Here is an 18,706-nt window from a genome sequence, read left to right as displayed (position 1 = left end):
TCGCGTTTTTCCTGGTCAGCCTTTCGCGGGGGCGAGATCCTTCACGTCGACGGGCTTCTCGCCCATCTGCAGGTGCAGCCGCGCGCCCGTGTACGGCGTGTGACGGCGCACGACGTCCATGTCGAGCTCGATGCCGAGGCCCGGCTCGTTCGACGGGATGATGTAGCCGTCTTCCCAGCGGATCGGCGTCTTCACGACTTCGGCATGGAAACCGCCCCACGTCATGATGCTTTCCTGGATCAGGAAGTTCGGCGTGCAGGTCGCGAGCTGGATGCTCGCGGCCGCGCCGACCGGCCCGTTGTACAGGTGCGGCGCGATCTGCGCGTAGTGCACTTCGGCGAGCGTCGCGATCTTCTTCGCTTCGAGCAGGCCGCCCACGCGTGCGACATTCAACTGCAGGATCGATGCGCCGCCCGCCTGCAGCAGCTTGTGAAACTCGTACTTGGTCGTCAGGCGCTCGCCCGTCGCGATCGGAATCGACGTGTGCTTCGCGACTTCGGCGATCGCTTCTTCCTGGCCTGGCGGCACGGGTTCCTCGAACCACAGCGGGTCGTATTTCTCAAGCCGCTTCGCCAGCCGGATCGCCGACGACGGCACCATCTGCCCGTGCGTGCCGAACAGCAGGTCGGCCTTGCTGCCGACGGCCTCGCGCACGCGACGGCAGAACAGCTCGCAACGGTCGAGCACGTCGAGCGACAACTGGTGGCCCGAGTAGGCCGTGTACGGGCCGGCCGGGTCGAACTTGACGGCCGTGAAGCCGAGCTTCACGTTCTCGGCCGCGCATTCTGCCGCGAGGTCGGGATCGTCGTAGTCGTATTCGCCTTTCGCGTTCTTCGGATACAGGTACGTGTATGAGCGCAGCCGATCGTGGATCTTCCCGCCGAGCAGTTCGTATACGGGCTTGCCGGCAGCCTTGCCGATGATGTCCCAGCACGCCATCTCGAGGCCGCTGACGACACCCATCATCGTGAGGTCGGGCCGCTGCGTGAAGCCGCTCGAATAGGTCTGGCGGAACAGCCGCTCGACGTGATGCGGGTCGTGGTTCAGCAGGTAGCGGTCGAACACGTCGTCGATGATCGGGCCCATCGCCTTCGGGTGGAACGTCGCCGAATAGATCTCGCCGACACCTTCGATCCCGTCGTCGGTCTTCAGCTTCACGAAGATCCAGTACATCCCGCCGACATGCGGCGGCGGCACGGCGACGATGTGGGTTTCGAGCGAAACGATCTTCATGCGGACTCCTTGATGCGGTTGAGGCGGACTTTGAGGAACGCGGCGGCGCCAGCGCCGCAGAGCGCAATGGCCGCGATATAGCCGAAATAGAGCTGGTAGCCGTGCGCGCCCGGGTAGGTCTGCGTCACATAGCCGTTGATCAGCGGCACGAATACGTCGGGCGAATAGCCGAGCACCGAGATCAGGCCGATCGCGAGGCCCGCGCAATGCGTCGGCACCTTGCAGTCGTCGAGCAGCGACCAGTACAGGCCGCGAATCGAATAGGTGAGGATGCCGATGAACAGCACGAGCACGACGAGCATCGCCTGCGGGCTGTGCGGCGGTGCGGCGATCAGCCCGACGAGCGACAGCGCCGCGAGCACGAGCGCCCAGAACAGCACGGACACCTTCGATACGCGGTCGCCGAGGAAGCCGCCGCCGATGCCGCCGACGGGGCGCATCCACAGCTTGAGCGTCGTGATGAAGCCGGCCGCCGTCGCGCTGAGCCCGAAGTTGCCTTCGTGCAGGTACGCCGAGAAGCTGTAGGTCGCCCAGAACACCTGGTAGCCGCAGAACACGATCGCCGCGACGAGCCACAGCTCGGGAATCGCCGCGAGCGTCTTCAGGTCGGTCAGCACGTTGCCTTCGCGGCGTTTGGTGGCCGCCGCGCGATCGTTCGCGTGGGACGGATCCTTCACCAGCGCAAGCAGCACGCCGAGCGCGATACAGAAGAACGCATACAGGTGCACGACGAGCTTGAAGCCGGCTGCATCGGTGCCGCCGTGCGCCTGCGTCACGTACGCGAACAGCGTGATCGCGATCGTCGCGAGCAGCGCCTCGACGAGCCCGCGGCCGCCGTCGAGCAGCCCGAAGAAGCGGCCCTGTTCGTCGGGGCCCGCGATCATGTTCACGCGCTTGATCACGGCCGCCCAGAACGTGAGGCCGGTGGTGAGCCCCCAGCCGCCGAAGATCAGCACGAGCGTGTTGAACGACGGCCCGGTCGCATAAACGAGCCCGAGCGCGCCCGTCGCGAGCAGCGAGAAGCAGATCAGCCAGCGCGGCGACAGGCGGTCGGCGAGCCAGCCGCTCGGCAGGTAGCTGATGAGGAAAATCGTGCCGAGCGACGAGTACAGGTAACCGAGCTGCACGTCGTCGATACGGAAGAACTGCAGCATCGTCGGCTGGTACACCTGGCGCAGGTACAGCATCGGGTAGATGGCGCCCGCGGCGATCACGAGCAGCAGCAGTTGCAGGTAGCGCTGCGCGCGCGTGTCTTGCGATGCGTGCGCGTCTTGCGTGTTGTCCTGCAACGCGAGCGACGCGGCGGGCGTCGACGGTTGGGTCGGCATGATGTCTTCCTCCATCAGACTTCCTTCAAGCGGAGGTCTGCAGATTTGTTTTGTGTTCGATCGGATCGGGGGCGGCGCGCGCGGCGGTGTCGTGGCCGCGCGCGCCCGGATGCGTCAGTACTTCATGACGACGAGGCGCGTCTGCGTGAATTCGAGCATCCCGTGCTTGCCGTCGTCGCCGCCGAGGCCCGAGCGCTTCCAGCCGGCGTGGAAGCCCTGGTACGGATCGGCCGGCGTGCGGTTCACGTACAGCTCGCCCGCCTCGATCGCGTTCGCGACGGTCATCGCGGTGCGGTAGTGCTCCGTGTACAGCACCGACGACAGCCCGAACTGGTGGTCGTTCGCGAAGCCGATGGCCTCGTCGATCGTCCGGTAGCGCAGCACGGGCATGATCGGGCCGAAGGTTTCCTCCTGCACGATCTCCATGTCCTGCCGGCAGTTCGTCAGCAGCGTGGCCGGGTAGAAGAAGCCGGGGCCGTCGGGGATCGCACCGCCGGTTTCGAGTGTCGCGCCGGCCGCGACCGCGCGTTCGACCATCCCGTGGATGTGCGCGCGCGCCGATGCGCTGACGAGCGGGCCCATGTTCGACGGATCGGCCGCGCGGCTGCCGCTGCGTACCGCGCCCATCTTTTCCTTCAGCAGCGCGACGAAGCGGTCGTGCACGCTGTCGTGCACGTACACGCGCTCGATGGCCGTGCAGAGCTGGCCGCAATGCGTGGTTTTCGACGCGACGAGCGCGGCGGCCGCGCGTTCGAGGTCGGCGTCGGGCTCGATGATCGCGGGCGTCTTGCCGCCGAGTTCGAGCGACGGCTTCGCGATGTTCGCCTTGCAGTAATCGAGCACCTTGCGGCCCGCGTTCACGCTACCCGTCAGCGTGATCATCCCGACCGCCGGATGCGTGCACAGTGCCTCGGCCGTTGCATGGTCCATCGTCAGGATGTTGACGACGCCCGGCGGGAACCCGGCTTCGTCGACGGCCTTCGCGATCTCGAACGCCGACACCGGCGTGTGGTTGCTCGGCCGCACGACCACGGTGTTGCCGGCGATCAGCGCGGGCGCGACCTTGCGCAGCAGCGTGTAGACGGGATAGTTGAACGGGATCAGGCACGCGACGACGCCGATCGGCTCGCGCTGCAGGAACAGGTTCTCGTCGGGCGTGTCGCTCGGGATGATCTCGCCCTCGATCCGGCGCGCCCATTCGGCGTGGTAGCGCGTGATCTGGCCGGCGTAGACGGCTTCGTTCGATGCGTCCTCGACGCTCTTGCCGGATTCCTGCGCGAGCGCCGCGCCGATGTCGGGCGCGCGTGCGGTCAGCGCGTCGGCGAGCTTGTGCAGGTAGGTCGCGCGTTCGGCGCTCGGCAGCTTGCGCCACGCTTTTTGCGCGGCGGCCGCGGCGTCGACGGCGGCAAGCGCGTCGGCCGGCGTTGCGGCCGGCACGCGCGCGAACGGCGCTTCGGTGGCGGGATTGTGGACGACGATGGTCGCGTCGCTTTCCGGGACGACGAAACGGCCGTCGACGTAGTTGCGTTCGATGCGCATGAAGTGGCTCCTCCGATGGATGCGGGCGGATCGCTTCGAGCGGCGAAACGCGCGGCACGGGACAGGGGCCATTCTGTTCATGCGTTTAGTGCACGACAAACGACTTATTTTCGCGTTGAGCATGAGAAAAACGCACGTTACTCGACGAATCGGCCGGAATCGCCCGTCCGGCAAGGCCGGTGCGGTGGTGGCGGGACAGGGGCGGGCGGCGGCCGGGCCGGATTTTCCGATTGGTCCGACGAATGCGGACGGGCGCGGGAGCCGGCAAGGTGTCGCGTGTTGTCGGCGGCTGGGGACGGGGTCGGCGCTGGGGCCGGGGCCGAGGCCGAGGCCGGGGCCGGGGCTGGGGCTGGGGCTGAGGCTGGGGCTGGGGCTGAGGCTGAGGCTGAGGCTGGCCGGGGACGAATCGCGCGTTAGGCCAGCGGCACCTGCGGCAGCGGCGACGACGGTTCGAGGTGGCGCTTCGCGAGCCACACTTCCTGCTGCAGCCAGTCGCGGAACTGCACGATGTGCGGCAGGTTCGTCTGCTCGGGCCGCGTGACGAACCAGTACGACTGGTGGCCGTCGACGTGCACGTTGAGCACCTGCATCAGTTGCCCGGTCGCGAGCTCGCGCGCAACCATGTGGCGGTCGGCGATCGTGATCCCGAGCCCGTCGATCGCCGCGCGGATCGCATGGTCGAGCAGGTCGAATTCGTAGCCGCCGCGCGTGTCGACGTCGGCGATGCCGGCCGCCTTCAGCCAGTGTTGCCAGGTCAGGTAGCGCTGGTCGTCGGTCGCGAGCACGTGCAGCAGCGTGAAGCGGTTCAGGTCGATCGGCGCGCCTTCCTGTCGCAGCCGCGCATACAGCGCGGGCGCGCAGACGGCGATATGCTGCTCCTGCATCAGCAGCGCGTTGTCGAAGCCGTCCCATTCGCCGTCGCCGAACCGGATCGCGCAGTCGAGCACGCGCGATTCGCCGAGGCTGTCGTGAATGCGCGTCGTGAGGCTCAGCTCGAATTCGGGATGCGCGTCGCGCAGCCGGCCGAGGCGGGGCATCAGCCAGCGTGCGGCAAAGGTCGGCGGCACGTTCGCGCGCAGGCGGTTCAGATGGGTTTTTTCCTGCAGGCTGCGCACGGTCAGCTCGATCTTGTCGAACGACTGCTGCAGCGCGCGCAGCAGCACGCGGCCGGCCGCCGTCAGTTCGAGCTGGTGATGGCGGCGCTCGAGCAGCGTTTCGCCGAGCTGGCCTTCGAGCTGGCGAACCTGCCGGCTCACCGCGCTCTGCGTCACGTTGAGCAGTTCGGCCGCGCGCGTGAAGCTGCCGGTGCGGCCGGCCATCTCGAAGGCTTTCAGCGCGTTCAGCGCCGGCATCTTGCGTCTCACGGGGCAGTGTCGTGTGTGGTGCGGGATGCTTATTGTAGGCGGGCGGCCGGCGAGACGGGGACGACGAACGACGAGGCGGATGCCCGGAGCCGCGCGCACCGGACATCGGGGTTTTCACGGCCTGACGGCCGGCGCGCTTTTCTGCGATAAAGCTGCCCGCGGGATTGCCGGCGGGCCGGCCGGCAGCCGGACGAAAGAGAGGAACACACATCATGCGACGCCTGCCATCGTTGATCGCGCTGCGATTTTTCGAGGAGACCGCGCGTCACCTGAGCTTCAATCGCGCGGCGGTGTCGCTGTGCGTGACGCAAGGCGCGGTGAGCCGGCAGATCCGGCTGCTCGAGGAAGCGCTCGGTGCGCGGCTGTTCGAGCGCGATCACAAGGGCGTGCGTCTGACCGATGCGGGCCAGCGGTTGCTGCCGTTCATCGGGCAGGCGTTCGACACGATCGAGCGCGGCGTCGGTGAAATCGCCGCCGCGCGGCCGGGCGCGAAGCGGCGCCTGACGGTGTCGCTGCCGCCGACGTTCGCGACGCAGTGGTTTTCGCCGCGGCTCGGCACGCTCGCGGAGGCGTTGCCCGACGTGGAGCTGTCGATCCGCACGGAGCCGGCCGACGATTGCCATTGCCACATCCGCTTCGGGCGCGCGGCCCGGCCCGGCATGCAATCGGAACTGCTGATGATGGAGCGGCATGCGCTCGTCGGCGCGCCGCGTTATCGCGGCGATGCGCTCGATGCGCTGTTTGGCCGCTTGCCGTCGCTGCATGTGCTGCACGAAGGCAAGCGCCTGACGCTGTGGGCCGACTGGTGCGAGCAGGCAGGCGTGCCGGTGGCGCGGATCGGTGACGGCATCGAGTTTTCCACGCTCGAACAGGCGATCCGCGCGGCGCGCAAGGGCGCGGGGCTCGCGGTGGTCGACCTGAACATGATCGAGGAGGAGATCGGCGAGGGCAGCCTCGTGCGGCTGTCGCTGGTGCAGCCGATCGGGCCGTTCGGGTACTGGCTCGATGTCGAGCCGGAGAGCGTCGCGGTCGAGCATGTGGTTGCATTTGCCGCGTGGTTGAGGGAACAGGCGGGGAGGCGGGGGTAGGGGCGTGGGCGCGGCGCTGAGTCGCGGCTGATCAGGACGTGCAAACAATCGGATCCGTCCATGTTTGTCTTGCCATGCTGCCGGTCGCTGTATCTGTCAACGATCGTTACCGAGAACAGCGATCGGCACGATCGTTGGCGACTCGGGCCATGCGGTTTCTTTCCGTCGCTGCCGGTTACGAGTCGGGATCCAGCCCGAAGTGCATGAGCGTTTCACGGCGGGCCATGGCTTCTGCTTCGGCGTCCGTGAAGATCGGCAACTGGGACTTCGAGAGATCGATGCGTCCCACGTTGAAGACGGCTCGTTGCGGCGGGGATGCGGCTGCGGCGGCTGCAGCCGCCGCTCGTGCGTCGTGCTCGACGGCGGACTTGCGCATGACGCGCGCCAGGCTGTGATGGAGTTCGCGTGTGACGAATGTGTCAAGGAGTCGGCGGGCTTCCGAGAGGCGAACAGGACGATGCTCGCTCGTCGGGCGGCCACGCGTCGCCGCGGGCCGCGTAATTCGGAATCCGGTGATAGGCGTGTGCTTTGCGGTCATTCGTAAATCTCCTTTTCGATCAAGTATTCCTGCAACGTCCGTACGGACTTGCTGTGTGGCGTAACGTCGAAAGTCATCCAGCGATGTGATCCCGCTACGCGCCAGAAATCTCGCCCGAATCGCGTTGAGTAGAGCGCGCGCAGCGACCGTAACGATCCGTCGGCCAGACCGGCCGGGTCCTCTTGGAAATACTGAAACAGTGCCGCTTCGTCGCCGTGCGGAGCGGGAATGGGTGCATCGAAGCCGAAGCGCGGCCACGCGTAATATCCAAACAGCCGGCGCCCGCCTGGCTTCGGTGCGGCCTTGCGCCCGCCCGCCGCAAGTGTTCGGATCTGGACGATCCCCAACGTATCGCATGCCCGAACGATTCGCCACAACATCACCGCGCCGAGTCCGGCGATCGCTTGATCGACGAGATCGATTGTCCTGAGTTCGAGTGCGGATACGTCCGATTTTCCAACGACGGATACGCGGTTTTCGGATCGGATCAATGCAGGATGGGTCACGCTGAAAGTCAACCTGTTTGCGCTGTCGAGGTAGGCTTGAATCTCCGATCCAGCAGGTGCTCCGCACAATGAAACGAGCAGTCGGTCGGAGATGTCGCCGTTCACGCCCAGCAACGCGGAGATATCCAGATCGTTTCGTTCGACCGCGAGCCGATCGTCGAAGTACGTCGTCTCGTACGGCAGGACATGGCTGAGATCGACAAAGCGGGCGGGCATGGCGGCGGGCGAAAAGCGGAAAACCCCAGCATATCGCCGCGAATCCGGCGGGCCGAGTCCGCCGAACGGCCAGGTCGAACGCGCGGAGGCTGCCCCTGCTGCCCGCTTTACGACCAGTCGAACGTCAGCAGCGCAACGCTGCTGACCGGTTCGTAGAACAAAATAATCCAGTCGGCGCCCATCGCGCGGTACTCCCGGCCGGTCACGCCGGCGGCGAGCAGATGAATCCGGCCTTGCCATGACGGATCGACCGCCGACAGGTCGATCGACACGAGCGGATGCAGGTGACGCGCGAGCCCGGAAGCGAGCTCGGCGAAGGCGTTGGCGTCGGACGTATAGACCTTCAGGCCGGATTGTGGCGTGACGATGTCTTCAATCATGATCGTCGTTCGCACCGGGAGGGCCCGGCAACGCGACCTGAAAGCACGCGAGAACCGGATGACTGCCGACGACCGCCGGGTGCTGACGCGGCTTGCCCGGCGCGCGTCCCGTTCCGTCCATCGGCCCGATCGGCGGCGCCTGCATTCATGCCGATCCGTCTGGAGTTCATCCCTTGATAACTGTTGATAACCGGGTTACCCTGCATGCATCGAATTCAATGCCGTCGGGAGGTCGACATGATCAGTGCCGAACTGGGCCAGCAGCTGGAGGCTTACGTCGCGAAGCTGGTCGAATCGGGGCGTTACGGCTCCAAGAGCGAAGTGCTTCGGGAAGGCGTGCGCCTGATTCAGGATCGCGAGGCGCAACTGAATGCGCTGGACGCAGTCATCGCGCGCAGCCTCGCCGATGCGGAAGCAGGACGCGGCGCCGATGCGGAGGAAGTATTCGATCGCCTCGAGGCGAAGTATCGGGCACAGGCGGATCGTCAGGCGTGATCGTCCGCCTGTCGGGCTTCGCGATTGACGAACTCGAAGCGATTGCCGATTACATCGCGCGTGACAATCCGCAACGAGCCGTGACCTTCGTGCGGGAGATTCGCGACAAGTGTCTGGGCCTGGCCGGGATGCCGCTGGCGTTTCCGCTGGTGCCTCGCTTCGAGCCCCACGGCGTGCGGCACCGCGTGTACGGCAACTATCAGATCTTCTATCGGGTCGTCGGCGATCCGCCGACGCGGATCGATATTCTCCACATCCTGCACGGCGCGCGGGATTACGCATCGATTCTGTTCTGAGCGTTTCGCGATTCCCGTCTCGCCGGGAATGCAAAAAACTTGCGGCAAGAATGCAAGAACCCGGCCTCGGCCGGGTTCATTCGGATCGCATCGCATCGCCGCGGCGCATGATCAGTATGACGATGCGAAAACCCTGGGCGTGCCGACGCAGGCTGCCTACATCGTCAACGCCCCGAAGCCTCCTCGAGCGTCAGATGCTTCGTCTCCGGCGCCCATGCAATCGACACGATCATCCCCACCAGCAGCACGCCGGCCAGCGCGAACATCGTCGCGTGAAAGCCGAGCGTCGCGATGCCGACCGGCAGCAGGAACGTGCCGATCGCCGAACCGAGCCGGCTGCACGCGATCGCCAGCCCGACGCCGCACGCGCGCACCTCGGTCGGAAAGCACTCGGGCGGGAACACGCCGACGAGGTTGCTGAACGCCGACATCGTCAGCGTGAAGATCGCGAACGCGACGATCATCGCGACGGCCTCCGACGACGGCAGCACCGCCAGCGCGACGAGCGACGCGCACGTCACCGCGAACGAGCCGATCAGGAAGCCGCGCCGCGACAGCCGGATCGTCAGCCAGATGCCGATCAGCGCGCCGAGCACGAGGAAGCCGTTCAGCAGCAGATCCGCGCCGAAGCCTTCGGCGAGGCCGATCGTTTTCAGGATCGTCGGCAGGAACGTGTAGATCGCGAAATACGGAATCACGAGACACACGAAGAACGCGCAGTTGAAGACCGTCCGGCGGATCAGGTCGTGCTGGAACAATCGCGAGAAGCCTGCATTCGCATGCGGTTCGGCCGAGCCGTCGAGTATCACGTGCGGCCCGAAATGCTTCGCGACGATCGCGCGCGCTTCCTGCGCGCGGCCCTTGCCGAGCAGCCAGCGCGGCGATTCGGGTGTGCCGATTCGCAGCACCAGCACGATCAGCGCGGGCAGCGCGGCCGACGCGAGCAGCCAGCGCCATGCGTCGGGCGCGGCGTCGCTGTACGCGAGGCCGAGCACGTTCGCGGCGACATAACCGATCGTCCAGATCACGCTGAACGAACCGAGCAGCGCGCCGCGATGCTTGCGCGGCGAGAATTCGGCGAGGATCGCATGGCCGACCGTGAAGTCACCGCCCATCCCGAAACCGATCAGCACGCGCAGCACGCACAGTTCGAGCGGCGAGCTCACGAAGAACTGCGCGAACGCGGCCGCGGTGATGATTACGAAGCTCGTCAGGAAGATCTTTTGCCGGCCCATCCGGTCGGACAACCAGCCGAACACGAGGCTGCCGAAGAAGATGCCGATCAGCGCCGAGCTGCCGATCATCCCCATCCAGAACGCGTCGATCGGCATCTGCTTGCCGAGCGCCGCGAGCGCATAGCCGATCGTGCCGAGCGTGTAACCCTCGGTGAAATGCGCGCCGAACGTCAGGCCGGCGATCTTCACGTGGAAACGGTTGAGCGGCACGTCGTCGAGCGCGACGGGGCGGTGCGGTGCATCGGCGCCGCGCGACAGCGGCAACGCGCGCGCGGTGCCGGATTGAACGTTGGCTTGGGTCAAGCTGCCTCCGGATTGGGTATGCATGCGGCGCGCGGGCGTCGAACGACGTCGCGAGAGCCGTGCGGGGCGCCGCGCTGCCGGGCGGCGCGGATCGACCGCGGAGAGCGGTCAGCGGTCAGCGGCCGAGGCCGGCCATCAGCGTGTACTTGAGTTCCACGTATTCGTCGAGGCCGTACTTCGAGCCTTCGCGGCCGAGCCCCGATTGCTTGACGCCGCCGAACGGCGCGACTTCGGTCGAAATGATCCCGTCGTTGACGCCGACCATCCCGCTTTCCAGCGCACCCGACACGCGCCATGCGCGGCCGAGGTCGCGCGTGTAGAAATACGCGGACAGCCCGAACGGCGTGTCGTTGGCCGCGGCGACGGCTTCGTCCTCGGTCGTGAAGCGGAAGCAGCCGGCGACCGGGCCGAAGGTTTCCTCTTCGGCGATCAGCATGTCGGGCGTCATGCCGGTCAGCACGGTCGGCTCGTAGAACGTGCCGCCGAGCGCGTGACGCTTGCCGCCGGCGAGCACGTTCGCACCCTTCGCGGCGGCATCGGCGACGTGCCGTTCGACCTTGCCGAGCGCCGCTTCGTTGATCAGCGGCCCCTGGTCGACGTCGCCCGCGAGCGCATTGCCGACGCGCAGCGTGCGCACGGCGTCCGCGAGCTTGCGCGTGAACGCGTCGTACACGCCGTCCTGCACGAGGAAGCGGTTCACGCACACGCAGGTCTGCCCGGTGTTGCGGAACTTCGACGCGATCGCGCCAACGACCGCCGCATCGAGATCGGCATCGTCGAACACGATGAACGGCGCGTTGCCGCCGAGTTCGAGCGACAGCTTCTTCAGCGTGTCGGCCGACTGCTTCGCGAGCAGCTTGCCGACCCGCGTCGAGCCCGTGAACGACAGCTTGCGCACGACGGACGAGCTCGTCAGCGTCTCGCCGATCGCGACTGCATCGCCCGACACGACGTTGAACACGCCGGCCGGCACGCCCGCGCGCTCGGCGAGCACCGCGAGCGCGAACGCCGACAGCGGCGTTTCCTCGGACGGCTTCAGCACCATCGTGCAGCCGGCCGCGAGCGCGGGGCCCGCCTTGCGCGTGATCATCGCGAGCGGGAAGTTCCACGGCGTGATCGCCGCGACGACGCCGACCGGCTCGCGCGTGACGACGATCTGCGTGTTCGGCTTCGGGCTCGGGATCACGTCGCCGTACATGCGCTTCGCTTCTTCCGCGAACCATTCGAGAAAGCTCGCCGCGTACGCGACTTCGCCGCGCGCTTCCGCGAGCGGCTTGCCCTGTTCGCGCGTCAGCAGCTCGGCGAGCGCGTCGCGGTGTTCGAGCATCAGCTCGCCCCAGCGCTTCACGCGGGCGCCGCGCTCTTTCGCGGTCAGTGCGCGCCACGCGGGAAACGCGTGCGCGGCCGCATCGATCGCGCGCTGCGTGTCGTCGGCACCGCCTTTCGCGACCTTCGCGATCGTCTCGCCGGTCGCCGGGTTCAGCACCGGATAGGTTGCGTCGCTCGCGCCATGCGATTCGTGCCATTCGCCGCCGATGTAATGGCCGGTCCTCAGAAATTCGTTCATCTCGTGTCGTTCCCTCAGTACTTCAGTCGGCCGCGAAGCTGCCCTGCGCCGGGCGCGACTCGCGCGCGATGCGCTTGCCGGCCGTGTAGTCGTTGATCAGGTCGCACGGCGTGTAGTTGCGTTCCAGCTCGTGCAGTTCTTCGTCGGTGAGCTGCGTTTCGAGCGCGCCGAGCGCGCTGTCGAACTGCGCGACGGAATCCGCGCCCACCAGCATGCTCGCGATGCCGGGCCGGCTCAGCACCCACGCCTGCGCGATTTGCGCGGGCGGCACGCCACGCCGCTTCGCGACCTTCGCGACCGATGCGGCGATCGCGAGCGACGACGCGTCGCCGTACATCTGCGCGGTGAAGAAGTCGGTCTGGTTGCGCGTCGATTGCGGCTCGCAGGTCAGCAGGCCGCGCGCGAGCGGGCTGAACACCGACACGCCGACGCCCTGGTCGATGCAGTACGGCACCATCTCGCGCTCTTCCTCGCGATACGCGAGGTTGAGCTGCAACTGCATGTTGATCGGCTTGTCCCAGCCGTTGCGCTCGCACGCCTGCATGATCTTCGCGAACTGCCACGTGTACATCGTCGATACGCCGATGTAGCGCGCCTTGCCCGCGCGCACGATGTCGTGCAGCGCGCTCATCGTTTCCTCGACGGGCGTGTTCACGTCGAAGAAGTGCAGCATGAAGATGTCGACGTAATCCATCCCGAGCCGCTTCAGCGAGCCGTCGATGCCGTCGAGCACGTGCTTGCGCGAATGGCCGCCCGCATTCGGGTAGCTGCCCATGTCGTAGCCGACCTTGGTCGTCACGACGAGCTCCTCGCGGCGCGCGTTGCGCTTCAGGATGCGGCCGACCACTTCCTCGCCGACGCCCGTCGAATAGAAATCCGCGAGATCGATGAAGTTGACGCCGGCGTCGAGCGCGCGACGCACGATCGGCTCGCTCTGCGCTTCGTCGAAGATCCACGGCTTCCATTCGGGGGTGCCCATGTTCATCGTGCCGAGACACAGGCGGGACACCTTCAGGCCGGACTGGCCGAGGCGGACGTATTCCATGCTTCCTCCTGGTGCGGCCCTGCCGGCCGCGCGTTGTCTGTCAGTTCTTTTTCGGCGTGTAGAACGGGTTCGACACGTCGCGCGCGGCGGCGAACACGGCGTCGCGATGCGGCAGCCCTTCCATCGCGGCGACGATCGCGTTGCGGCACGCGCGGTAGTTGTTCTCGAACACGGCGTCGAGATCGTCGGTCTGCGGGTTCACCCAGTTCGCCGACACGACGACCCAGTCGTTTTCCGCTTCGGGCGGCAGCGTGCCGTTCTCGAGCGCTTCGGCCACGGCCTTCGCGATGCCGGCCTGCGATGCGCCCCACGTGGCATTACCGTGGAAGTCGCTGGCGATCTGCGCCTTGTTCACGTACAGCGTGAGCGGCTTGGTCGGCACGCCCGGCTGCGCGATCACGACGAACGGCGCATGGCCGGCCGACGGCGTCGCGAGCGCGGTCGCGAAGGCCTGCCCGGCCGGGCCGTTGCGCGGGCCGACCAGCACGTTGATGTGTGCGAGGTTGACGCCGGGGCCTTCGAAGCCTTCGCCGATGTAGAGCTGCCTGGGTTGGGATGCGGTCATTGCGGTGTCTCGTCGATGAGGTTGGTGTGAGGCGATTGTGGTGGGCCGCGCAGCGGCCGGTGAATCGATGTTTTCTGATCGGGCTATGAGTTTTCGTCGTCTCCGGGAAAGCCCTGGGCCCGGCGCGCGAACGCCCGCCGGGCGGGCCGCGGCCGCCGCCGCGACGGCATGCGGGGCGAGCTCGGCGGGCGGTTTTTCGCGTGCAGGCTCCGGGTTTGTCATACCCGGGCAGGGGTTGGAGGGCCGAGCGCATCTGGACAACAATCGGCGTACTCCGAGCCCTATCTTTCGTCTTCCCTTTTCTTTTCGAAAGCGAGTAATTCCGATGGCTGCCATTGAGAAACCTGTCGCTTCGCGCCAGCCGCCCCGAGCGGGGCACGCCCCCAAGGGGCCTTCCTTCGGGGCGGAAAGCTTGGGGCGGCCCGGCGTTTTCTCGAAGCCCGACTGGTCGAAGCTGACTTCGCTCGATCCGGAGCTGATCCGGGCATTCGTCGCCGTCGTCGAAAGCGGCGGCTTCACCGCGGCGGCCCGGCAACTGCATCGCACGCAGTCGACGATCAGCCTGCGCATCCGCACGCTCGAGGAGCGGCTCGACACGCACCTGTTCATGCGCAACAGCCGGCGGCTCGAACTGTCGCGCGACGGCGAGAATTTCCTGATCCACGCGCGGCGGATCATCCAGGTGCAGAACGACGCGATCATCGCGCTGAAGCAGACGAGCAGCGATCGCGGCGCCGTGCGCTTCGGGTTGCCCGAGGACTACGCGGAGCTGTGGCTGCCCGACCTGCTGAAGTCGTTCTATGCGCTGCGGCCGGGCGCGCGCCTGCACGTGCATTGCCGCACGTCGCTCGAACTGCTCGAACGGCTGCAGGCCGGCGAGCTCGACGTCGCGCTCGTCGTGCGGCACGGGCCGAATGCGGGCGGCCGGTTGCTCGGCCGTCACGACGTCGTGTGGGCCGCGCATCGGGATTTCGCGCTCGGCCCGCAAGCGTCGGTGCCGCTCGCGCTGTTTCCCGAGACGTGCTGCTACCGGCAGCGCGGGCTGCAGGCGCTCGCGACGGCCGAGCGGCCGTATCACGTCGTCTATACGAGCCAGAGCCCGACCGGCATCAAGATCGCGGTGAACCACGGTGCGGCCGTGACGATGATCGATCGCTGCACGCTGCCCGAGAACTGGCGCGTGCTCGACGAGACGGACGGGCTGCCGCCGCTGCCGGCGGCCGATCTCGAACTGCATCGCTCGCCCGGTATCTGCGACCCGCTGACCGACGATCTCGTGTCGCTGATCGAATCGATGGTCGACGAGCGGCGGCGCGCATCGCTCGAGGCGTTCGCGTAGCGGGGCGACAGGGGCGCGGACGAGCCTGACGCGAGGTGACCGGCTCGGTCCTGGCGTACGTCGCTCGCCGGCCACTGCCCACCGGCCACCGGCCACCGGCCACCGCCCGCCGGTAGCCCGCCGGCCGCTCTGCCCGCTGACGGCAGGCAGCGTTCCACATGCCGTTTTTTGCACCGCCGCGCCGTTTTTTTGCACGGCGTTTATGCGTCGTCTTCTAAGCTGGCCATGTGTCGAACAGCCGAGACGGCTTCCGTCCGCTCCATGACCTTCATCCATCCCGTTCCCGCCTTCGATGTCGCCGGCCGCCAGTTGCGCGCCGGCGCACGCAACAACGTCATCCCGTTCCCGCCTGCGCGCCCGCGCCTGCAGTTGCCCGTCACGCTGACGGCCGACTCCGGCGAACTCGCGCGCGCCCGCCTCGCGGCGCTGCTGCATTCGCCGCTCGGCGTGTATGTCGTCAGCGCGCGCGCCGTGCGCGACGTGATCCATGTGCACTTCGAGATCGCGCCGGAAGATCTGGACTTCACGCTGCACACGCTGATCGCGCAGCAGGCCGATGCGGTGATCGGGCCCGTCGCGCGCCGGTTGCGCGTCGGGCCGCAGGCCCGGTGAGCCGGCGAACGGTTATTGCGCGTTCGTTGCGTGTTGCTCGATCGATTCGCCGCCGGATCGCCGGTCGCGGTGCTGTCCGCCGGCCGGCGGCAGATGTTCGTGCGCCGCGTCACGCGCGGAGCCGATCCTGAATACGGAGGGTTCATGTACCTCACCGACGAAGTGCGTACCGCGCGGCCGGCAAGCCGCCGCGTGCGGACGGCGTCGCTGCCGTCGGGCCCGCAGCTTGCGCGGCAGCTCATGACGACGGTTCGCGTGGCCGAAGTGCTGCTGCATCAGGCGATCGTCGTGCCCGACGGGCATCAGTGGTCGGTCGACACCGAGCGCGTCGACGCGGCCGGCGGGCCGCTCGCGGCCTGGGAGCGTTGCGTGACGTTGCGGATCGGCAAGGTGTTCGCGCCGGCGGTCAACCCGGCCGCGCGGGTCAACGATCCCGATCAGGTCGCGATCGAGATCCGTCTCTGCCTGCCCGAGCAGGCGTATCTGGACGAGCGGCGCGTGAGCATCTTCGGCCGCCGCCACGGCAACCGGTTCGGCGCGACGCTGTCGGTCGCGTCCGGCGCACAGTGGGGCTGGCAACGTGTGGAGCATGTCGTGCCGGAACGCGCGCACGTGCGCGGCGATACGCTCGAAGCACTCGTCGATGCGGTCGCGGCGAACGTCAATGCGGCGCTGGCCGCGGCGGGGTTTGGCGCGATGCGTTGATCACGCGTCGCCGGTTTGCCCGGTCTGCCGCTGCAGATCCTCCATCAACTGCTCCGCGAGAAAGTCGCACGGCGGCCGCTTCGATTTCGTGCTGCGCGCGAGAATCAGCTCGAGTGGCGGCAGGTCGGGCAGCCCGTGCGAGCGGCCGAGCATCGACAGTTGCGCGGGAATCGCGCAGCGCGCGAGCGGCGCGACCGCGAGGCCGGCCTCGACCATGCTGAGCAGCCCGAGCAGGCTCGGGCTTTCATACGAGGTGCGGTACGGCACCTTCGCGCGTTCGAGGCTGCGGATCGCGTTCTCGCGCGCGACGCTGCCCGGCATGAACACCGCGATCGGCAGCGGCCGTTCTTCCCACACGCGCGGCCCGTTCGTCATCGCGGCCCACGCCATCGGCTCGTGGCGGATGAAGTCGCCGGTCAGCCCCTTGATGCGCGTGCCGCACACGAGATCGACGGTGCCTTCCTTGATCAGCGGCGCGAGCGCGCTGCTCGGCAGCCCCATCACCTGGATCTCGACCTTCGGGTAGGTCGCCGAGAATTTCTTCAGGACCGACGGCAGCAGCGACGACGCATAGTCGTCCGGCACGCCGATCACGACCTTGCCGGTCACTTCCGGCCGCACCACGGCCGCCCACGCCTCGTCGCGCAGCGCCAGCATTCGTCTGGCGAATCCCAGCAGCACCTCGCCCTCGCGCGTCAGCACGATGCTGCGCGGCTTGCGCACGAACAGCGGCCGCCCGATCGCGTCTTCCAGGCTCTTGATCTGCATGCTCACGGCCGACTGCGAGCGGTTCACGGCTTCGGCGGCGCGGGTCATGTTGCCCGTCTCCGCGACGGCGACGACGGTGGCCAGCACGTCGTGATCGAGCATCTTCATGGGTATCAGGAAAACTGAACGTAACGATCAGCATTATGCGTTTTTATTGTTGCTGTGTGTCTGCCATAGTGCGATCACGCGGGCGTTTTGCGCGGCACGCAGGCTTGAACAAGGAAGAGTGGTGTATCGATGATGGACCATCCGTTGCGCGCCGCACTGGCCGCGGAATTACATGCGCGGCCGTTCCTGCGGCTGGCCGAAGCCGTGTCGCTCACGCATTACGCGATCTACGCGGACGGCCAGCCCGACATCCACGAAACGCTGCTGCACGCGCTGTGCCGCGACACCGGCATAACCGCGCCGCACGAAGGCGCGACGCACTACGCGGTGCAATCGCCGTGCGGCTGGCACCTGAAGTGGGAACGTCACACCGAATTCTCGACCTTTACGTTCGTCGCGCCGCGTCGCGACACCGGCTATTTCGACGATCTCGCGATCGAGGGCATTCCGGCCGCTTGGTTCGCGCGGCTCGCCGGCATCCGCTTCGTCGCGGTGCGGATGGAGTTGCTGTCGGGCGATGCCGCGCGGCTCGTCTGCGGCGACCTGCGCCGCTGGATCGACGGGCCCGCGCTCGTCGGCAGCAACGTGCTCGGCGGCGGCAAGGTGTTCTGCGACTGGCACGTGCGCGACGACGGCTTCATGCGTTTTCTCGTCGTCGACGAGGATTTTCGCGAGGAGCAGGGCGGCCGCCTGCTGCAGCGTCTCCATGAAATCGAAACGTACCGGATGATGGCGCTGCTCGCGCTGCCCGTCGCGCGCCGGATGAGCCGCGAACTCGACGAGATCCACTCGGCACTGCATGCGCTGATGCAGCGGATGGACGTAAGCGGCGCCGACGGCGACGACGCGGCGCTGCTCGTCAAGCTCACGCATCTCGCGGTGCGGGTCGAATCGCTGTCGGGTTCGGGCGCGCGCTTCAGTGCATCGCGCGCGTACGAAAAGCTCGTGCTGGCGCGCATCCAGGAACTGCGCGAGGAGCGCATCGAAGGAATGCCGACGATCGCCGAATTCATGGAGCGGCGCTTCGCGCCGGCGATGGAGACGTGCCGCAGCGTGTGGGCGCGCCACGAGCAGATCGCCGCGCGGATCGCACGCGCGGTCGACCTGCTGCGCACGCGCGTGAACCTCGCGCAGGAAAAGGACGTGACGCGCCTGCTGGCGGGCATGGAGCGCACCGCGCGCAATCAGCTTCATCTGCAGCACGCGGTCGAAGGGCTGTCGGTGGCGGCCATTTCGTACTACGTGCTGTCGCTCGCGACGGCGGCGTTCAAGGCATTGCACGTGATGAACCTGCCGGTCGATCCGGAGCTGGCGGAAGGCCTGCTGATCGCGCCGGTGGTATTCGCGGTGATTCACATCACACGGCGCACGCGCGCGCAGCTTGCACGATCGGAGGCCGTGCATGACGACACGCCCGTTCATGCGGCGGCGTTGAAGCAGGTCAGCTAGAACATCAACGACATAGCAAAGGAGTGG

At 67.2% G+C, this 18,706-nt stretch carries 19 protein-coding genes; 7 read left to right on the top strand and 12 right to left on the bottom strand.

The features are described from left to right. Positions 1-15 precede the first annotated feature (15 nt). The 4 genes from R9B84_RS32960 to R9B84_RS32945 form a co-directional block, all read right to left on the bottom strand. Positions 16-1,233 (bottom strand): mandelate racemase/muconate lactonizing enzyme family protein, encoded by a 1,218-nt coding sequence (locus tag R9B84_RS32960; protein WP_423761610.1) that lies wholly within the window; start codon positions 1,231-1,233, stop codon positions 16-18. Continuing rightward, positions 1,230-2,561 (bottom strand): MFS transporter, encoded by a 1,332-nt coding sequence (locus R9B84_RS32955; RefSeq protein ID WP_423761609.1) that lies wholly within the window; start codon positions 2,559-2,561, stop codon positions 1,230-1,232. The genes R9B84_RS32960 and R9B84_RS32955 overlap by 4 nt, the downstream gene beginning before the upstream one ends. A 114-nt stretch (positions 2,562-2,675) precedes the next feature. Continuing rightward, positions 2,676-4,100: an aldehyde dehydrogenase gene (gene aldA / locus R9B84_RS32950; protein WP_423761608.1), complete on the bottom strand. Its 1,425-nt coding sequence runs from the start codon at positions 4,098-4,100 to the stop codon at positions 2,676-2,678. 413 nt (positions 4,101-4,513) lie between these two features. Beyond that, the gene (locus R9B84_RS32945; protein WP_047901832.1) at positions 4,514-5,452 is read right to left on the bottom strand and encodes a LysR substrate-binding domain-containing protein; all 939 of its coding nucleotides are present in this window, start codon (positions 5,450-5,452) and stop codon (positions 4,514-4,516) included. Between the two features lie 224 nt (positions 5,453-5,676). Between R9B84_RS32945 and R9B84_RS32940 the strand changes: the two genes are divergently transcribed. Continuing rightward, positions 5,677-6,552: a LysR substrate-binding domain-containing protein gene (locus tag R9B84_RS32940; RefSeq protein WP_423761607.1), complete on the top strand. Its 876-nt coding sequence runs from the start codon at positions 5,677-5,679 to the stop codon at positions 6,550-6,552. Positions 6,553-6,727: 175 nt separating this feature from the next. Here the strand turns inward: R9B84_RS32940 and R9B84_RS32935 are convergent, their stop codons facing one another. The 3 genes from R9B84_RS32935 to R9B84_RS32925 form a co-directional block, all read right to left on the bottom strand. After that, complete coding sequence (locus R9B84_RS32935) at positions 6,728-7,090, bottom strand: hypothetical protein (protein ID WP_423761606.1); 363 nt, start codon at positions 7,088-7,090, stop codon at positions 6,728-6,730. Continuing rightward, complete coding sequence (locus R9B84_RS32930) at positions 7,087-7,812, bottom strand: hypothetical protein (RefSeq protein WP_423761605.1); 726 nt, start codon at positions 7,810-7,812, stop codon at positions 7,087-7,089. The genes R9B84_RS32935 and R9B84_RS32930 overlap by 4 nt, the downstream gene beginning before the upstream one ends. A gap of 107 nt (positions 7,813-7,919) precedes the next feature. Next, positions 7,920-8,192, bottom strand: coding sequence for a hypothetical protein (locus R9B84_RS32925; RefSeq protein ID WP_423761604.1), 273 nt, complete (start codon positions 8,190-8,192; stop codon positions 7,920-7,922). 237 nt (positions 8,193-8,429) lie between these two features. Between R9B84_RS32925 and R9B84_RS32920 the strand changes: the two genes are divergently transcribed. Both R9B84_RS32920 and R9B84_RS32915 read left to right on the top strand, forming a co-directional pair. Further along, positions 8,430-8,687, top strand: coding sequence for a type II toxin-antitoxin system ParD family antitoxin (locus R9B84_RS32920; protein WP_047901829.1), 258 nt, complete (start codon positions 8,430-8,432; stop codon positions 8,685-8,687). Beyond that, positions 8,684-8,983, top strand: coding sequence for a type II toxin-antitoxin system RelE/ParE family toxin (locus R9B84_RS32915; protein ID WP_423761603.1), 300 nt, complete (start codon positions 8,684-8,686; stop codon positions 8,981-8,983). The genes R9B84_RS32920 and R9B84_RS32915 overlap by 4 nt, the downstream gene beginning before the upstream one ends. Positions 8,984-9,147: 164 nt before the next feature. Here the strand turns inward: R9B84_RS32915 and R9B84_RS32910 are convergent, their stop codons facing one another. The 4 genes from R9B84_RS32910 to fae all read right to left on the bottom strand — a co-directional run bounded on the left by R9B84_RS32910 (position 9,148) and on the right by fae (position 13,698). Next, entirely contained in the window at positions 9,148-10,482 is a 1,335-nt protein-coding gene (locus R9B84_RS32910; protein ID WP_423763530.1) for an MFS transporter, read from the bottom strand. Between the two features lie 154 nt (positions 10,483-10,636). Then, positions 10,637-12,088 carry an NAD-dependent succinate-semialdehyde dehydrogenase gene (locus R9B84_RS32905; RefSeq protein ID WP_423761602.1) on the bottom strand — a complete coding sequence of 484 codons (1,452 nt, stop codon included), beginning with the start codon at positions 12,086-12,088 and terminating at the stop codon, positions 10,637-10,639. Between the two features lie 22 nt (positions 12,089-12,110). After that, complete coding sequence (locus tag R9B84_RS32900; RefSeq protein ID WP_047901826.1) at positions 12,111-13,133, bottom strand: aldo/keto reductase; 1,023 nt, start codon at positions 13,131-13,133, stop codon at positions 12,111-12,113. Positions 13,134-13,173: 40 nt separating this feature from the next. Then, the gene (gene fae, locus R9B84_RS32895; RefSeq protein WP_011356415.1) at positions 13,174-13,698 is read right to left on the bottom strand and encodes a formaldehyde-activating enzyme; all 525 of its coding nucleotides are present in this window, start codon (positions 13,696-13,698) and stop codon (positions 13,174-13,176) included. Positions 13,699-14,110: 412 nt separating this feature from the next. Between fae and R9B84_RS32890 the strand changes: the two genes are divergently transcribed. The 3 genes from R9B84_RS32890 to R9B84_RS32880 all read left to right on the top strand — a co-directional run bounded on the left by R9B84_RS32890 (position 14,111) and on the right by R9B84_RS32880 (position 16,354). Then, the gene (locus R9B84_RS32890; RefSeq protein WP_423761601.1) at positions 14,111-15,037 is read left to right on the top strand and encodes a LysR family transcriptional regulator; all 927 of its coding nucleotides are present in this window, start codon (positions 14,111-14,113) and stop codon (positions 15,035-15,037) included. A gap of 261 nt (positions 15,038-15,298) precedes the next feature. Next, positions 15,299-15,649, top strand: coding sequence for a hypothetical protein (locus tag R9B84_RS32885; protein WP_423761600.1), 351 nt, complete (start codon positions 15,299-15,301; stop codon positions 15,647-15,649). Positions 15,650-15,793: 144 nt separating this feature from the next. Beyond that, a complete protein-coding gene (locus tag R9B84_RS32880) occupies positions 15,794-16,354 on the top strand; it encodes a hypothetical protein (RefSeq protein WP_423761599.1) in 561 nt (186 codons plus the stop codon). Here the strand turns inward: R9B84_RS32880 and R9B84_RS32875 are convergent, their stop codons facing one another. Continuing rightward, complete coding sequence (locus R9B84_RS32875) at positions 16,355-17,230, bottom strand: LysR family transcriptional regulator (protein ID WP_027782171.1); 876 nt, start codon at positions 17,228-17,230, stop codon at positions 16,355-16,357. Between the two features lie 129 nt (positions 17,231-17,359). Here R9B84_RS32875 and R9B84_RS32870 point away from each other — a divergent pair, with 129 nt between their 5' ends. Then, on the top strand, positions 17,360-18,679 hold the full coding sequence (locus R9B84_RS32870) for a DUF3422 family protein (RefSeq protein ID WP_423761598.1): 1,320 nt from the start codon (positions 17,360-17,362) through the stop codon (positions 18,677-18,679). Positions 18,680-18,706 lie beyond the last annotated feature (27 nt).

It is taken from the genome of Burkholderia sp. NLJ2, assembly GCF_049487195.1.
Classification (GTDB): Bacteria; Pseudomonadota; Gammaproteobacteria; order Burkholderiales; family Burkholderiaceae; genus Burkholderia; species Burkholderia pyrrocinia.
This window is presented reverse-complemented; position numbering and strand designations above follow the sequence as displayed.

What these genes read in the sequence shown, in the direction of transcription:
- R9B84_RS32960 (WP_423761610.1), bottom strand. Translation starts at nt 1,233, where the DNA reads ATGAAGATCGTTTCGCTCGAAACCCACATCGTCGCCGTGCCGCCGCCG.
- R9B84_RS32955 (WP_423761609.1), bottom strand. Translation starts at nt 2,561, where the DNA reads ATGCCGACCCAACCGTCGACGCCCGCCGCGTCGCTCGCGTTGCAGGAC.
- aldA (WP_423761608.1), bottom strand. Translation starts at nt 4,100, where the DNA reads ATGCGCATCGAACGCAACTACGTCGACGGCCGTTTCGTCGTCCCGGAA.
- R9B84_RS32945 (WP_047901832.1), bottom strand. Translation starts at nt 5,452, where the DNA reads ATGCCGGCGCTGAACGCGCTGAAAGCCTTCGAGATGGCCGGCCGCACC.
- R9B84_RS32940 (WP_423761607.1), top strand. Translation starts at nt 5,677, where the DNA reads ATGCGACGCCTGCCATCGTTGATCGCGCTGCGATTTTTCGAGGAGACC.
- R9B84_RS32935 (WP_423761606.1), bottom strand. Translation starts at nt 7,090, where the DNA reads ATGACCGCAAAGCACACGCCTATCACCGGATTCCGAATTACGCGGCCC.
- R9B84_RS32930 (WP_423761605.1), bottom strand. Translation starts at nt 7,812, where the DNA reads ATGCCCGCCCGCTTTGTCGATCTCAGCCATGTCCTGCCGTACGAGACG.
- R9B84_RS32925 (WP_423761604.1), bottom strand. Translation starts at nt 8,192, where the DNA reads ATGATTGAAGACATCGTCACGCCACAATCCGGCCTGAAGGTCTATACG.
- R9B84_RS32920 (WP_047901829.1), top strand. Translation starts at nt 8,430, where the DNA reads ATGATCAGTGCCGAACTGGGCCAGCAGCTGGAGGCTTACGTCGCGAAG.
- R9B84_RS32905 (WP_423761602.1), bottom strand. Translation starts at nt 12,088, where the DNA reads ATGAACGAATTTCTGAGGACCGGCCATTACATCGGCGGCGAATGGCAC.
- R9B84_RS32900 (WP_047901826.1), bottom strand. Translation starts at nt 13,133, where the DNA reads ATGGAATACGTCCGCCTCGGCCAGTCCGGCCTGAAGGTGTCCCGCCTG.
- fae (WP_011356415.1), bottom strand. Translation starts at nt 13,698, where the DNA reads ATGACCGCATCCCAACCCAGGCAGCTCTACATCGGCGAAGGCTTCGAA.
- R9B84_RS32885 (WP_423761600.1), top strand. Translation starts at nt 15,299, where the DNA reads ATGACCTTCATCCATCCCGTTCCCGCCTTCGATGTCGCCGGCCGCCAG.
- R9B84_RS32880 (WP_423761599.1), top strand. Translation starts at nt 15,794, where the DNA reads ATGTACCTCACCGACGAAGTGCGTACCGCGCGGCCGGCAAGCCGCCGC.
- R9B84_RS32875 (WP_027782171.1), bottom strand. Translation starts at nt 17,230, where the DNA reads ATGAAGATGCTCGATCACGACGTGCTGGCCACCGTCGTCGCCGTCGCG.
- R9B84_RS32870 (WP_423761598.1), top strand. Translation starts at nt 17,360, where the DNA reads ATGATGGACCATCCGTTGCGCGCCGCACTGGCCGCGGAATTACATGCG.